The following is a 12,169-nucleotide window of genomic DNA, read 5'->3' on the forward strand; positions in this document are numbered from 1 at the left end:
CATCGATGATCTCAATGCCCGATTGGAGTTGCCTGATGAATGCCGAAACGCAGCAGAGGATTCTTGACGCCGTCGATGCCGGCTTCGAAACCCAGCTCGCGACCACCCGCGATTTCGTCGCGATCCCCTCGACCCGCGGTGCGGAGGGGCCATGCCAGGACATGATCGGCGACCTCCTGCGCGCGCGCGGCTACGAGGTCGACGACTGGCACATCAATGTCGACGACCTCAAGGATCTGCGCGGCTTCGGACCCATCGAGCACGATTTTTCGAAGGCGCGCACTGTGGTCGGCACGTACCGGCCCAAAACTGAGGCGGGCAAATCGCTGATCCTGCAGGGCCATTGCGACGTGGTGCCCGCAGGGCCGCTCGAACTGTGGGACACGCCACCATTCTCGCCCGTCATCAAGGACGGCAAGATGTTCGGTCGCGGTGCCTGCGACATGAAGTCGGGCACCATCGCAGCGCTCTCCGCGCTCGATGCGATCAAGGCCGCGGGCCTCAAGCCGACGGCGCGGATCCACTTCCAGTCGGTGATCGAGGAGGAGAGCACCGGCGTCGGCGCACTCTCGACGCTTCAACGCGGCTATCGTGCCGATGCCTGCTTCATCCCCGAGCCGACCGGCGGCAAGATGGTGCGCTCGCAGGTGGGCGTGATCTGGTTCCGCCTACGCGTGAAGGGCCATCCGACCCATGTCGCCTTCGCCGGCTCCGGCGCGAACGCAATCATGGCGGCCTATCATTTGATCCAGGCGCTGCAAAAACTCGAGATCGAGTGGAACGAGCGCGCGAAAGCCGATCGTCACTTCAAGACGCTGAACCATCCCATCAACTTCAACCCCGGCATCATCAAGGGCGGCGACTGGGCCTCCAGCGTGCCGGCCTGGTGCGACGTCGATTGCCGGATTGCCGTGTTGCCGGGCTGGTCGATCGCCGATCACCAGAAGGAGATCATGGCCTGCGTTGCGGCTGCCGCGCGCAACCACCGCTTCCTCGCCAATAATCCCCCGGAGGTCGAATGGTCGGGCTTTTTGTCGGAAGGCTATGAGCTGACCGACGCCGCCGCGCCTGAGGCGGCGTTCGGCAAGGCCTTCAACACCGTCTATGGCGGCGCAGTCGAAGATCTCGTCTTCACCGCGCTCACCGACACCCGCTTTTACGGCCTCAATCACGGCATCCCGAGCCTGTGTTTCGGCGCGAGTGGCGGCGAGATGCACGGCTTCAATGAATATGTCGATCTGCAATCGCTGAAGAAGACGACCAAGGCGATGGCGCTGTTCATCGCGGATTGGTGCGGGGTGGAGAAGGGGTAGGGGCCTTCCGCCGTCATTGCGAGGAGCCCTTGCGACGAAGCAATCCAGACTGCCACCGCGGAGGCAGACTGGATTGCTTCCGCCTTCGCTGAAGCTTCGGCGGACAAGTCGCTGCGCTCGCAATGACGGGGGCTGCCCAATCCACCGGCGTTCCAAAATCCTTTAAGCTTAAACTAAAGACTAGGATGCCGCCCGCGCTGGTGGCAGACTGGCGCCAGGTCCAGAAGGCCTTGAGTCCGTCGAGGAAGCAGGATGCGCGATTGGGATGACGCTTACGCCAATTCGGCCCATATCCCGGGCTCGGACAAGATACCGGCGCTGTGGGCGGAGCGGGCGGCGGCTTATCGCGCCGTGCTGAAGGAGTTTCGCGCTGACATCGCCTATGGCACCGGCGAGCGCCAGCGCCTCGACCTCGTCCTGCCCGACGGCGACAGCAAGGGCCTCGTCGTGTTCGTCCACGGCGGCTATTGGATGCGCTTCGACAAATCGGCATGGACCGATCTCGCCGAAGGCGCGCGTCATCATGGCTGGACCGTGGCACTGCCAAGCTACACGCTGACGCCGGCCGCGCGCATCTCCGACATTACGGCGGAAATCACCACAGCGACCGCCAAGGCGGCCTCGCTCGTCGCGGGTCCGATCCGGCTCGCCGGCCATTCCGCGGGCGGTCATCTCGTCACGCGCATGCTGTGCGACGACAGCCGGCTGGAGCCCGCCGTCTACAACCGCGTCGCCGGCACGCTTTCGATCAGCGGCCTGCATGATCTGCGTCCACTGCTCAAGACCAGGATGAACGACACCCTGCGCATGACGATGGAGGAGGCGACGCTGGAAAGCGCGGCGCTGCATCTGCCGCGCGGGGCTTCGCCGGTGACCGCCTGGGTCGGGGGCAACGAGCGGCCCGAATTCATCCGCCAGTCCGATCTGATGGCCAATGTCTGGACTGGATTCGACGTGCCGACGCGTCTTGTCGTCGATCCCGGGCTGAACCATTTTACCGTGATCGACGCCCTCAAGGACCCTTCGTCGCCAATTACCGCGCGCCTGATCGGCCTCGACTGACGAGGCCTCAAAATCGATCGAAAGGGCCTGCCATGACGTCCAGCCAATACGATCCCGCAAGCGAAGGCGCCGAGACCGATTTCGCCCGGCGGATGTCCTATGGCAACTATCTGGCGCTGGACGCGATCCTCGGCGCGCAGCATCCGCTGTCGGAAGCGCATGACGAGATGCTGTTCATCATCCAGCATCAGACCACCGAGCTGTGGATGCGGCTCGCCATCCACGAGCTCAGCGCCGCACGCCGTTCGATCGCAAAGGATGAGGTGCAGCCTGCGATGAAGATGTTGGCACGGATGTCGCGCATCTTCGAGCAGCTCAACGGCGCCTGGGACGTGCTGCGCACCATGACGCCCAGCGAGTATACGCGCTTCCGCTCGCAGCTTGGCCAGTCCTCGGGCTTCCAGTCGCGGCAATACCGGCTCATCGAATTCCTGCTCGGCAATCGCAACCATGCCATGCTCAAACCGCACGCGCACGATCTGGAAACCACGCAGCTGCTCGAAGCCGAGCTCGCAACGCCGAGCCTCTATGACGAGGTGTTGCGGCTCGCCGACCGCAACGGGCTCAAGATGCCTGCGGCCGTGCTGGCGCGCGATGTTCGCGAGACTCATAGCTTCAGTGAAGGTGTGCTGCAGGCTTGGCGTATCGTCTACGAAGCGCCGGAAACGCACTGGATGCTCTATGAGCTCGCCGAGAAGCTGGTCGATTTCGAGGATTATTTCCGGCGCTGGCGCTTCAACCATGTGACGACGGTCGAGCGCGTCATCGGCTTCAAGCGCGGCACCGGCGGCACCGGCGGCGTCAGCTACCTCAAGCGCATGCTGGAGGTCGAGCTGTTTCCTGAACTCTGGCGCGTGCGCACGATCCTGTAGAGAATTTCATGACCAAGCTTCGCGTCTACGACGACACCAAAGCGCTATTCCATATGCCGGACGGCGTGATCTATCTCGACGGCAATTCGCTCGGCGCGTTGCCGCTTGGCGTTGCCGAGCGCGTCAGCCGCGTCATCACCGCGGAGTGGGGCGATGAATTGATCCGCGCCTGGAATACGGCGGGTTGGTATGCCCAGCCGCGCCATGTCGGCGATCGCATCGCGCGACTGATCGGTGCGGAAGCCGGCTCCGTCATGGTCGGAGATACGCTGTCGCTCAAGGTCTATCAGGCGCTCGCCGCCGCGCTCGACATGAACGCATCGCGCAAGATCGTCCTGTCGGACACCGGCAACTTTCCGACCGATCTCTACATGGCCGAAGGCCTGATCGCGACCCTTGGCCGTGGGCATCAATTGCGCCTGGTGGTGCCGGAGGAGATCGAGGCTTCGTTGTCGGAGGAGATCGCGGTGCTCTACATCACCGAGGTCGATTACCGCACCGGACGACGCCACGACATGGCGAAGCTGACGGCAAGAGCGCATGCGCTCGGCATCGTCACGGTCTGGGACCTCGCGCATTCGGCCGGCGCGCTGCCGGTTGACCTTGCAGGCACCGGCGCTGATTTCGCGGCCGGATGCACCTACAAATACATCAACGCCGGCCCCGGCGCGCCGGCCTTTCTCTACGTCGCGCCACGCCACGCCGACAGCGTGCGCGCCGCTTTGTCGGGGTGGATGGGGCACGCAAAGCCGTTCGCGTTCGAGCTTGCCTATGCGGCCGCCGGGGGCGTCGAGCGCATGCGCGTCGGAACACCGCCGGTGTTGGCAATGGCGGCGCTGGAGGCCTCGCTGGACATCTGGGACCACGTCGATATCGCCGAGGTCCGAGCCCGCTCGCTGGCGCTTGGCGATCTCCTGATTGCCGAGGTCGAACGCCGCTGTCCGTCCTTGAAGCTCGTCACCCCGCGCACGCATGAGCGCCGCGGCTCTCAGGTCTCCTTCGCCTTCGGCGGCGGCTACGCCGCAATGCAGGCCCTCATCGCCCGTGGCGTCGTCGGGGATTTCCGCGCGCCTGACATCATGAGGTTTGGCATCACGCCGCTGTATATCGGCGAGGCCGAGGTGATGCGGGCGGCCGAGATCATCGAAGAGGTGATCGCGGGCGAGATTTGGCGGCGGCCGGAGTATCAGGTGGTGAATGCGGTGACGTGAGATACGAAGGCTGTCTCCCCGTCATTGCGAGCGCAGCGAAGCAATCCAGAAATGTATCCGCGGAGAGATTCTGGATTGCTTCGCTGCGCTTGCAATGACGACCTCGGACGTCATTGCTTTGCCGCGCGGAGCAATTCACCCTGTGAGCAGAATGATTTGGGAGGAGATCCGATGACGCCGCTCGAGAAACTTAAAGCCATGAAGATGCCGTTTGCCGAACTCAAGGGCGTCGAGTTCGTCGAAGCCGGGAAGGATCGCGTGGTGGCGCGGATGATGGTCAGGCCCGATCTCTGCACGCTTCATCACACGATTCACGGAGGCGCGGTGATGGCGCTGGCCGATTCCGTCGGCGCGGCGGCCACCGTGATCAATCTGCCGGAGGACGCCAAGGGCACGACCACGCTCGAGAGCAAGACCAACTTCATCGGCGGGGCCAAGGAGGGAACCACGGTGATCGCGACCGCTACCCCAATCCACAGAGGCCGGCGCACCCAGGTCTGGACCACCCGGCTGGAGACCGAGGACGGCAAGCTGATCGCCGTGGTGACGCAAACCCAGCTGGTCCTCGTATGAATACGGGGGCTTGATTTTATTAACGAATTAGTCGCCTCCAATGCCCGAAACTTGGGCAGGTTCCCGTCTTGAAAAGTTTGTTGCGATGCACAATATTGGAGGCCTAGGGATTCGAACGCCTCCTCGAGGGATACCAAGAGGAGTTTTGACTTGTCACTCGCAGCAGATTTTGGACTTGAAGTAACCAGCCGCCCGAAGTCCGTTCAGGGCTACGTGCGCACCTTGAGCCAGCAGGAAGAATTGCCGCTCTTGCGCGATCATCTGCTGAGGCTCGATGCCGAAAGCCGGCACGACCGCTTCAACGGTTTTCTCGACGACAGTTTTATCGAGCGTTACGCCGCCCGCTGTGCCGAGGACGGCACCGTGATCGTCGCCTATATCGTCGACGGCGTGGTCCGCGGTGCGGCCGAGCTGCATCCGCCCGAGGGCGATTCGCTGCCCGAGGTCGCCTTCAGCGTGGAAGCCTCGGCGCGGCGCCAGAACGTCGGCACCGTGCTGTTCAGCCGCCTGATCGCGGAAGCGCGCTGGAAAGGCTACAAGCGCCTGCGCATTACCACCGGCGCCGAGAATCACGCGATGCGGGCGCTCGCCAGGAAGTTCGGGGCGCATCTGCAATTCCGTCATGGCGAATCGACCGGTACGATCGATCTCGCCAAGGCACCTGAGGACGAGCTCGCTGATCTCGCGGCCTCGCCATTCGCGGCCGGCCGCGCTCTGATCAGCTTCAACTCGACCTGCTGGAAGATCATCTCCAGCATCTATGGCAATCGTGCCGCCTGACCTGAAAAAGTCGTCTGGAATCAAAAAGCGGACCGGCAGAACCGGTCCGCTTTTGTATTGGATGTAGGGAACTAGGCTGTCAGGTGCCGGTCCGCTTGTCGTTGCCGAAGCGGCGCACGACGCGGCGTTCGACCACCACCGAGCGCTGCGCGCCCTGTTCGCCGGCGATCACGCGGGTCGAGGTGATGCGGCTGTTGGTGCGAACCTGTTTCTTGACCTCGGCCTGGACGACATCGAGCGGCATGCCCATCAGGGCTGCGGCGATCTCGGCCTGCTGCTCCTGATCATCGGTGATGCCGACGGCGGCGAAGATCGCCTCGTCCAGGGTCGGCGGATCGTGGCGCACGCGCCGCGTGCCATATTTGGTATTCCAGTCTGCGTTCATAACGGCCTCGTTTCGATGCCGGGATACCTAGTGCCGTCTATGTTGCATTGCAATATGAAAAAGATGTGGCATCTCAGCTATGCACCGGTTGGGTGTCAGGGTGGTGACGCGACACCGGCAACGTCCGCAATCCGCTGTTGTGGCCAGCGTTTCAGCGCCGCGTGGCCCGCTTCCGTCAGCCCGTAGATTCCCCGCTCGGTGCGTTCGAACCAGCCATACACATTGTTAAGCATGATCTTGCCGGCATCGGGACAGCGTTGGCGCAATTCGCTCACCTTCCGCGGGCCTGCTGCAAGCTCCGAGGCGCAGGCCAGCGCCTGCTGCCGATAGGCCGTCATGATCGGCGCGCGCGTGCTGCCGCCCAGCACCGGATCGCCCTGGCGGCGCTGATGCTCTGCGACGAGGCGCGAACGGACCTTCGGCTCGCGGCGTGGCGCTGCCGTCGGCGGCTTCACCAGTACTTCGACCTGACCGCGGTCGGTCACCCCGAGCATGCCGAAGCCGAGGCGGCGACAGAGATTGCGATAGCGCGCGTCGGTCTCACGACCCTTGCCGCGCACTGACATCTTTGCGGCAATCCAGACCTCGTCGCCGGCCGGTGCACGATCGACCGCCTGAAGGATCAGCTCGAGATTGAAGGTCAGCTTGAGCTCGCCGATCACGACTACCGGCGGATCTCCGGCGCTGAGGCCCACGAGATCGCAGCCGCCGATCTCGCCCTTGACCGTGAAGCCGAGCTCTTCGAGGAAGCGTTTGACAGGCAGGTAGAGCGTGGTTTCCAAAGGAAGCTTTCGAGTCGCGTCCGAGAATCAGTCTGCGGCAGTTTAGCCCCGGAATGGACTTAGAGCTCTGCGCCATTTGATCGGGAACAGATGATCCGGCTATCCTGAGGGTGGGATAATCGGGCGGTTCACGAAGATGACCATCAGGAATGGGCTCTATCATATCCGCATCGAAATGTTGGATGCCGTCCAGGGCGGCAACCAGGGTGTCATGGTGATGCGCGACGGCAGCATGCGGGGAGGGGATTCGTTCTTCTTCGCCTACGGCAGCTACACCTCGGCCGACGGCAAGTGGAAGGGCGAGCTGACCAACGAGGAACATTCCCCTTCGTTCGACGAGCGCCCGGTGTGGGGCCGCAAGGTCGTGACCATCGGCTTCAGCGGTACCTATAATGACGAGACCGCGTACGGCGAGGGCATCGCGCTCGCCGGCAAACGGAGCATCCGTTTCAAAGGCAATCTCCGGCTCCTGGTGCCGGATTGATTACACTCGCCCGCCGACCGGGATCAGCGCGCCGGTGACGCCGCTCGCGGCATCGCTGGCGAGGAACAGGATGACTTCGGCGAGCTCCTGCGGTGTCACCCATTTGGCAAAGTCGGCTTTTGGCATGTCGGCGCGGTTGGCCCTGGTGTCGATGATCGAGGGCAGCACCGCGTTCACGGTCACCTTGCCTTTCCACTCGCTTGCCAACGCCTCGGTGAGGCGATGGACGCCGGCTTTCGACGCCGCATAGGGGCCCATGCCGGAGCCGGCCTGAAGCGCGCCCATGGCGCCGATATTGACGATGCGGCCGGCCTTGGACGCGGCCAGATGCGGAAGCGCCGCGTGCGAGGCGTTGAGCGCCGTCAGCAGGTTGAGCGCATGCATGCGCTGCCATGTCTTGATGTCGCCGTCGCCCACGGTCTCGAAGGCGAAGCCGCCGGCGATGTTGATCAGCGCATCGAGCTTGCCAAAGTGTCTTGCCGCCGCCTCGACCGCCGTCTTTGCTTGTGCTGCGTCGGACAAATCGACGCCGCCGATCTCGATGCGCTCAGGCGTCGCGGAGATTTGCGATGGCGCATGGTCGATGCCGGCCATGCGCGCGCCGCGCGACTGCGCGACCTCGGCGACGACTTTTCCAAGTGCGCCGAGTGCGCCGGTCACCACAATGACTTTTCCCTGCACGAGACTCTCCGTCCATCAATGGGCCGGACTATTGCGCGGCCCGCATTGGACTTGCAATGGCGGCCGGTTCCAAATTGGGCTATAGATGCAACTTCAGATAGTGGAGGAGGCTGTTTCATGGGCGACAATTTGCCGACCCTTGAGTTTCCTGCTGCGATCGTTGACTTGCAGGATCCGCTGCCGAACTTCAGGAAAGCATTGGGCGGAAGGGGGCCCGTGCGCATCGTGGCGATGGGGTCGTCCTCGACGGCCGGACTTGGCAACGTGGTTGCGTATCCAGCGCGGCTCGAGCTGTATTTGAGAAAGCACTACAAGGATGACGATCCCCATCGGGACATCCGGATAGATGTGCTCAACCGCGGCAAGGGCGGCGAAGAGGCGCCGCAAGAAGTGGCTCGGTTCAACGATGACATCTTTGCCGACAATCCTTCGCTGGTGCTCTGGCAGGTCGGAACCAACGCCGTGTTTCGCAGCAACGAATTCGACTTCGATGAGGTGTTGGCTAAGATCGCCGAGGGATTGGCCCGCCTGCGCGATCATCCGGCCACAGATGTCATTCTCATCAACCCGCAATTCGTCACGGCCATGCTCGGCGACAATGCCAAGCTCTCGGAGAAGATGGTCTCGGCGATCCGGGCCGCCGCGCAAGAGGCCAAAGTCAATTTGTTCCAGCGCTGGGCCCTGATGCGGCACTGGAACGAGCACAACAACGCCTCGCTCGAGCAACTGCTCGCGCCGGACGACGAGTTGAAACTGCACCAGAGCGACTGGAGCACCATGCAAGTCGCGCGGGCTCTGCGTTCGGCGATCCTAACGGCGACGGGTGCAACACAGAGATGCCCGTGCCTGATTACGACGTGAGATAGCGTTCCTTGAGCGCCGTCCGCTCGGCCGCGCCGAGCTCGAGCCCGTCCCGCAAATAGGTTTCGAGATCGCCATATTCGGCGCCGACAGCTTCGAAAGCTGCGGCAAGGTACGACGCCTCTACGCTACCGATGGCATTGCGTACGTCCTCGGGCAGATCGGTGGCCGCCGTCGCGTCGCGCTTGTAGTGCTGGTTGGTCAGCAGATAGTCCTCGGCAATGACGTCATCCGGCACGCCGAGCGCATGAAGGATCAGCGCGCTGGCAAAGCCGGTGCGGTCCTTGCCGGCGGTGCAGTGAATGACGAGCGGCGCGCGGTCCTCCAGGAGATGCCCGAACAGATTGCGGAAACTGGCCGTGTTGTGGCGGACATAGTTGCGATAGGAGTCGCGCATGAGTTCGAGCGCGACCGGCGCGGTCAGCCTGCCCCCGGCGAGCTCGGCGCGCAGCGCGGCCACGACCGTCGGCTCGATCGGCAGCGAATGCACGGCGATCTCGTTGACCACGCAGACGCCCGCCGCGCGCTCCTCGACGCCGCGAAAATCGAAGGCGCTGCGCACACCCAGCGCGCGGACGATCTCGACATCGGCAGCCGTGAGCTGGCCGAGATGGTTGGAGCGGAAGATGTGCCGCCAGCGCGTGGTCCGGCCATCTGCGGTCGGATAGCCGCCGAGGTCGCGAAAATTGCTGGCGCCTTGCAGGGCGAGATGGCGGGCAGGGGAGCCCTGTACCGAGGAGTCTTGTCCGGAGGAGTCTTGCAGGGACTTGTCTTGCATGAGATCAGTTTGGGTTATGGTTCCATTGGACGCACAACGGGCGTCCTTGAAATCTATTACAGGGGGCGATCATGGGCCGGCACAAGGCCATTCTTTTGACGGCCGCCATGCTGGCGGGCGGAATGATCGGAGCGCGGCAGGCCGATGCGCAGACGTTCCGGACCTACCACTGCGCCGATGGTACGCAGTTCATCGTTGGGTTTTATGACGCCGACAAGCGCGCCTTCCTCCAGATCGACGGGGAGCCTGTCACGCTTGCGAAGCGGCTGACGGTCTCCGGCGCTCGCTATTCGGGGGCGGGCATCACGCTTGTGATCGGCAAGACCGGCAGCACCACGGTCAAGCATCTGAAGCGGCCGGTCACGGCCTGCGCGGGGATCTGAACGGCGGCATTTCCACAAAAATCAAAAAGGGCCGAAACTTCGTTGTTTCGACCCTTTTTCAAACTGACGCCGGACGCCTGAGAGGGCGCGGCGGTATCGAACCGAACGCAGGCATCAGCGATCCCATTTCGGCTTGGCTTCATCGACGGCTTCCTGATGGTACCAGCTGCCGCTGCAAATCGTCTCGTTCGCGGGGAGCGAGGCGTGGTTGGCGGGAAGGCGGGTCTCACCGTTGCGGCGCCCCCCGAGAGCGGAGCGGCCCCCGACAGGGAATTGGTAGATCTGTGCAGATCCGTGACTCAGTCCATTGTTCATCATTGCGGTATCTCCCGAGATCGCAGCGCTGGCCTCCATGGTGCGCCCGACTCGTTGGCTTGTGGTTACTGGAATCCCCATATCGGCGGTGCATTCCGAAATGCAAAGTGCTGAAAAGGAAATCAGCATTGGCCTATTTTGTAGGCACGGTGCATTCTGCTTCCTCCAAGGCAGCGGTCGGGTGGCTAACGCGTGGGCCATTGCGAAGGTTGCGGGCGACGGGGCACAGACTTGGCGAATATTGCCGGACGTTGATGCGCGTTTAGTCGGCAACCTCAGGCCCGGGCCTGCCTGCTCCAGAATCGGGCGTTTTCCGCAGGATTTTTGCGGTGCAGCTTCACGCAAAGGTGCGCCGCTATGACGCACGGCGCGGTCGACGATCCGCCGGGCGGGACAGGAGGCCGGCCGCGGTGGAAAACCTCCCGCTCTGTGGAAAACCTCCCGCTCTGCGGCCTTTTGGCACGTTAAATGCTTGGAAAGGGTCGGCCGATGTTGGCCGGGTAAACAATCGTGCGGGGGCCTGCGGCCCCCACCTTTCGCATCATCTACAGAGAGGCTCAATGACCAAGTATAAGCTCGAGTACATCTGGCTCGACGGATATACGCCGACTCCGAACTTGCGCGGCAAAACTCAGATCAAGGAATTCGCGTCGTTCCCGACGCTCGAGCAGCTTCCGCTCTGGGGCTTCGATGGCTCCTCCACCCAGCAGGCTGAAGGCCACAGCTCCGATTGCGTGCTGAAGCCGGTCGCGGTGTTCCCGGATGGCGCCCGCACCAACGGCGTGCTCGTGATGTGCGAAGTCATGATGCCCGACGGCAAGACCCCGCACTCGACTAACAAGCGCGCCACCATCCTCGACGATGCCGGCGCCTGGTTCGGCTTCGAGCAGGAATACTTCTTCTACAAGGACGGCCGTCCGCTCGGCTTCCCGGCCTCCGGCTATCCGGCGCCCCAGGGTCCGTACTACACCGGCGTCGGCTTCTCGAACGTCGGCGACGTCGCCCGCAAGATCGTCGAAGAGCATCTCGACCTCTGCCTGGCCGCCGGCATCAACCATGAAGGCATCAACGCGGAAGTCGCGAAGGGCCAGTGGGAATTCCAGATCTTCGGCAAAGGCTCCAAGAAGGCCGCTGACGAAATGTGGATGGCCCGTTACCTGATGCTGCGCCTGACCGAGAAGTACGGCATCGACATCGAGTTCCACTGCAAGCCGCTGGGCGACACCGACTGGAACGGCTCCGGCATGCACGCCAATTTCTCGACCGAGTACATGCGTACGGTCGGCGGCAAGGAGTACTTCGAGGCGCTGATGGCGGCCTTCGACAAGAACCTGATGGACCACATCGCCGTCTACGGCCCGGACAACGACAAGCGTCTGACCGGCAAGCACGAGACCGCGCCTTGGAACAAGTTCAGCTACGGCATTGCCGACCGCGGTGCTTCGATCCGCGTGCCGCACTCCTTCGTCAACAACGGTTACAAGGGCTATCTGGAAGACCGTCGTCCGAACTCGCAGGGCGACCCATACCAGATCGCATCGCAGATCCTGAAGACGATCGAGTCCGTGCCGGCCGACAAGAAGGCCGCCGCCTAAGATCCTCCCGGCCCGGGCTGGGGGCTGGCCCGGGTTGGACTTCGATCCGCCGAAGCCGAAAGGCTTCGGCGGATTTTTGTATTCTGATGACAGT

The 12,169-nt window shown here is 63.1% G+C and carries 15 protein-coding genes; 10 read left to right on the forward strand and 5 right to left on the reverse strand.

What is annotated here, in order from left to right:
* Nucleotides 1-35: 35 nt before the first annotated feature.
* The 6 genes from BRA471DRAFT_RS17435 to BRA471DRAFT_RS17460 all read left to right on the forward strand — a co-directional run bounded on the left by BRA471DRAFT_RS17435 (nucleotide 36) and on the right by BRA471DRAFT_RS17460 (nucleotide 5,811).
* Nucleotides 36-1,313, forward strand: a complete 1,278-nt coding sequence (locus BRA471DRAFT_RS17435; protein WP_007609452.1) for an ArgE/DapE family deacylase — start codon at nucleotides 36-38, stop codon at nucleotides 1,311-1,313.
* A 252-nt stretch (nucleotides 1,314-1,565) separates the two neighbouring features.
* Nucleotides 1,566-2,375: an alpha/beta hydrolase gene (locus BRA471DRAFT_RS17440; RefSeq protein WP_007609453.1), complete on the forward strand. Its 810-nt coding sequence runs from the start codon at nucleotides 1,566-1,568 to the stop codon at nucleotides 2,373-2,375.
* A 32-nt stretch (nucleotides 2,376-2,407) separates the two neighbouring features.
* Nucleotides 2,408-3,247: a tryptophan 2,3-dioxygenase gene (gene kynA / locus BRA471DRAFT_RS17445; RefSeq protein WP_007609454.1), complete on the forward strand. Its 840-nt coding sequence runs from the start codon at nucleotides 2,408-2,410 to the stop codon at nucleotides 3,245-3,247.
* Between the two features lie 8 nt (nucleotides 3,248-3,255).
* Nucleotides 3,256-4,458, forward strand: coding sequence for a kynureninase (kynU, locus tag BRA471DRAFT_RS17450; RefSeq protein ID WP_007609455.1), 1,203 nt, complete (start codon nucleotides 3,256-3,258; stop codon nucleotides 4,456-4,458).
* 171 nt (nucleotides 4,459-4,629) lie between these two features.
* On the forward strand, nucleotides 4,630-5,031 hold the full coding sequence (locus BRA471DRAFT_RS17455; RefSeq protein WP_007609457.1) for a PaaI family thioesterase: 402 nt from the start codon (nucleotides 4,630-4,632) through the stop codon (nucleotides 5,029-5,031).
* A 150-nt stretch (nucleotides 5,032-5,181) separates the two neighbouring features.
* Nucleotides 5,182-5,811, forward strand: coding sequence for a GNAT family N-acetyltransferase (locus BRA471DRAFT_RS17460; protein ID WP_007609461.1), 630 nt, complete (start codon nucleotides 5,182-5,184; stop codon nucleotides 5,809-5,811).
* Between the two features lie 79 nt (nucleotides 5,812-5,890).
* Here the strand turns inward: BRA471DRAFT_RS17460 and BRA471DRAFT_RS17465 are convergent, their stop codons facing one another.
* Together BRA471DRAFT_RS17465 and BRA471DRAFT_RS17470 are read right to left on the reverse strand one after the other, a co-directional pair.
* A complete protein-coding gene (locus BRA471DRAFT_RS17465; RefSeq protein WP_007591844.1) occupies nucleotides 5,891-6,196 on the reverse strand; it encodes a hypothetical protein in 306 nt (101 codons plus the stop codon).
* Between the two features lie 95 nt (nucleotides 6,197-6,291).
* Nucleotides 6,292-6,978 carry a DUF2161 domain-containing phosphodiesterase gene (locus BRA471DRAFT_RS17470; protein WP_007609462.1) on the reverse strand — a complete coding sequence of 229 codons (687 nt, stop codon included), beginning with the start codon at nucleotides 6,976-6,978 and terminating at the stop codon, nucleotides 6,292-6,294.
* Between the two features lie 136 nt (nucleotides 6,979-7,114).
* On the opposite strand from BRA471DRAFT_RS17470, the gene BRA471DRAFT_RS17475 reads away from it, so the two are divergent.
* Complete coding sequence (locus tag BRA471DRAFT_RS17475; protein ID WP_007609463.1) at nucleotides 7,115-7,462, forward strand: GrlR family regulatory protein; 348 nt, start codon at nucleotides 7,115-7,117, stop codon at nucleotides 7,460-7,462.
* Here the strand turns inward: BRA471DRAFT_RS17475 and BRA471DRAFT_RS17480 are convergent, their stop codons facing one another.
* Complete coding sequence (locus BRA471DRAFT_RS17480; protein ID WP_007609464.1) at nucleotides 7,463-8,143, reverse strand: SDR family oxidoreductase; 681 nt, start codon at nucleotides 8,141-8,143, stop codon at nucleotides 7,463-7,465.
* A gap of 117 nt (nucleotides 8,144-8,260) precedes the next feature.
* Between BRA471DRAFT_RS17480 and BRA471DRAFT_RS17485 the strand changes: the two genes are divergently transcribed.
* The gene (locus tag BRA471DRAFT_RS17485; RefSeq protein WP_007609470.1) at nucleotides 8,261-9,004 is read left to right on the forward strand and encodes an SGNH/GDSL hydrolase family protein; all 744 of its coding nucleotides are present in this window, start codon (nucleotides 8,261-8,263) and stop codon (nucleotides 9,002-9,004) included.
* Here BRA471DRAFT_RS17485 and BRA471DRAFT_RS17490 read toward each other — a convergent pair.
* Nucleotides 8,994-9,782, reverse strand: coding sequence for a tyrosine-protein phosphatase (locus BRA471DRAFT_RS17490; protein ID WP_007609471.1), 789 nt, complete (start codon nucleotides 9,780-9,782; stop codon nucleotides 8,994-8,996). The genes BRA471DRAFT_RS17485 and BRA471DRAFT_RS17490 overlap by 11 nt on opposite strands.
* A gap of 71 nt (nucleotides 9,783-9,853) precedes the next feature.
* On the opposite strand from BRA471DRAFT_RS17490, the gene BRA471DRAFT_RS17495 reads away from it, so the two are divergent.
* Nucleotides 9,854-10,165 carry an MliC family protein gene (locus BRA471DRAFT_RS17495; protein WP_007609472.1) on the forward strand — a complete coding sequence of 104 codons (312 nt, stop codon included), beginning with the start codon at nucleotides 9,854-9,856 and terminating at the stop codon, nucleotides 10,163-10,165.
* A gap of 114 nt (nucleotides 10,166-10,279) precedes the next feature.
* Here BRA471DRAFT_RS17495 and BRA471DRAFT_RS40370 read toward each other — a convergent pair whose 3' ends face one another.
* Complete coding sequence (locus tag BRA471DRAFT_RS40370) at nucleotides 10,280-10,609, reverse strand: DUF2735 domain-containing protein (RefSeq protein WP_371258285.1); 330 nt, start codon at nucleotides 10,607-10,609, stop codon at nucleotides 10,280-10,282.
* A 431-nt stretch (nucleotides 10,610-11,040) separates the two neighbouring features.
* On the opposite strand from BRA471DRAFT_RS40370, the gene BRA471DRAFT_RS17505 reads away from it, so the two are divergent.
* Entirely contained in the window at nucleotides 11,041-12,075 is a 1,035-nt protein-coding gene (locus tag BRA471DRAFT_RS17505; protein WP_007609477.1) for a glutamine synthetase beta-grasp domain-containing protein, read from the forward strand.
* Nucleotides 12,076-12,169 lie beyond the last annotated feature (94 nt).

The sequence above is a fragment of the Bradyrhizobium sp. WSM471 genome (genome assembly GCF_000244915.1).
Taxonomy (GTDB): domain Bacteria; phylum Pseudomonadota; class Alphaproteobacteria; order Rhizobiales; family Xanthobacteraceae; genus Bradyrhizobium.

Excerpts from the sequence above, each read along its gene's own strand:
- BRA471DRAFT_RS17465 (WP_007591844.1), bottom strand. The coding sequence starts at position 6,196 with ATGAACGCAGACTGGAATACCAAATATGGCACGCGGCGCGTGCGCCAC.
- BRA471DRAFT_RS17455 (WP_007609457.1), top strand. The coding sequence starts at position 4,630 with ATGACGCCGCTCGAGAAACTTAAAGCCATGAAGATGCCGTTTGCCGAA.
- BRA471DRAFT_RS17485 (WP_007609470.1), top strand. The coding sequence starts at position 8,261 with ATGGGCGACAATTTGCCGACCCTTGAGTTTCCTGCTGCGATCGTTGAC.
- BRA471DRAFT_RS17475 (WP_007609463.1), top strand. The coding sequence starts at position 7,115 with ATGACCATCAGGAATGGGCTCTATCATATCCGCATCGAAATGTTGGAT.
- BRA471DRAFT_RS40370 (WP_371258285.1), bottom strand. The coding sequence starts at position 10,609 with ATGCTGATTTCCTTTTCAGCACTTTGCATTTCGGAATGCACCGCCGAT.
- kynA (WP_007609454.1), top strand. The coding sequence starts at position 2,408 with ATGACGTCCAGCCAATACGATCCCGCAAGCGAAGGCGCCGAGACCGAT.
- kynU (WP_007609455.1), top strand. The coding sequence starts at position 3,256 with ATGACCAAGCTTCGCGTCTACGACGACACCAAAGCGCTATTCCATATG.
- BRA471DRAFT_RS17440 (WP_007609453.1), top strand. The coding sequence starts at position 1,566 with ATGCGCGATTGGGATGACGCTTACGCCAATTCGGCCCATATCCCGGGC.
- BRA471DRAFT_RS17505 (WP_007609477.1), top strand. The coding sequence starts at position 11,041 with ATGACCAAGTATAAGCTCGAGTACATCTGGCTCGACGGATATACGCCG.
- BRA471DRAFT_RS17490 (WP_007609471.1), bottom strand. The coding sequence starts at position 9,782 with ATGCAAGACAAGTCCCTGCAAGACTCCTCCGGACAAGACTCCTCGGTA.
- BRA471DRAFT_RS17435 (WP_007609452.1), top strand. The coding sequence starts at position 36 with ATGAATGCCGAAACGCAGCAGAGGATTCTTGACGCCGTCGATGCCGGC.
- BRA471DRAFT_RS17495 (WP_007609472.1), top strand. The coding sequence starts at position 9,854 with ATGGGCCGGCACAAGGCCATTCTTTTGACGGCCGCCATGCTGGCGGGC.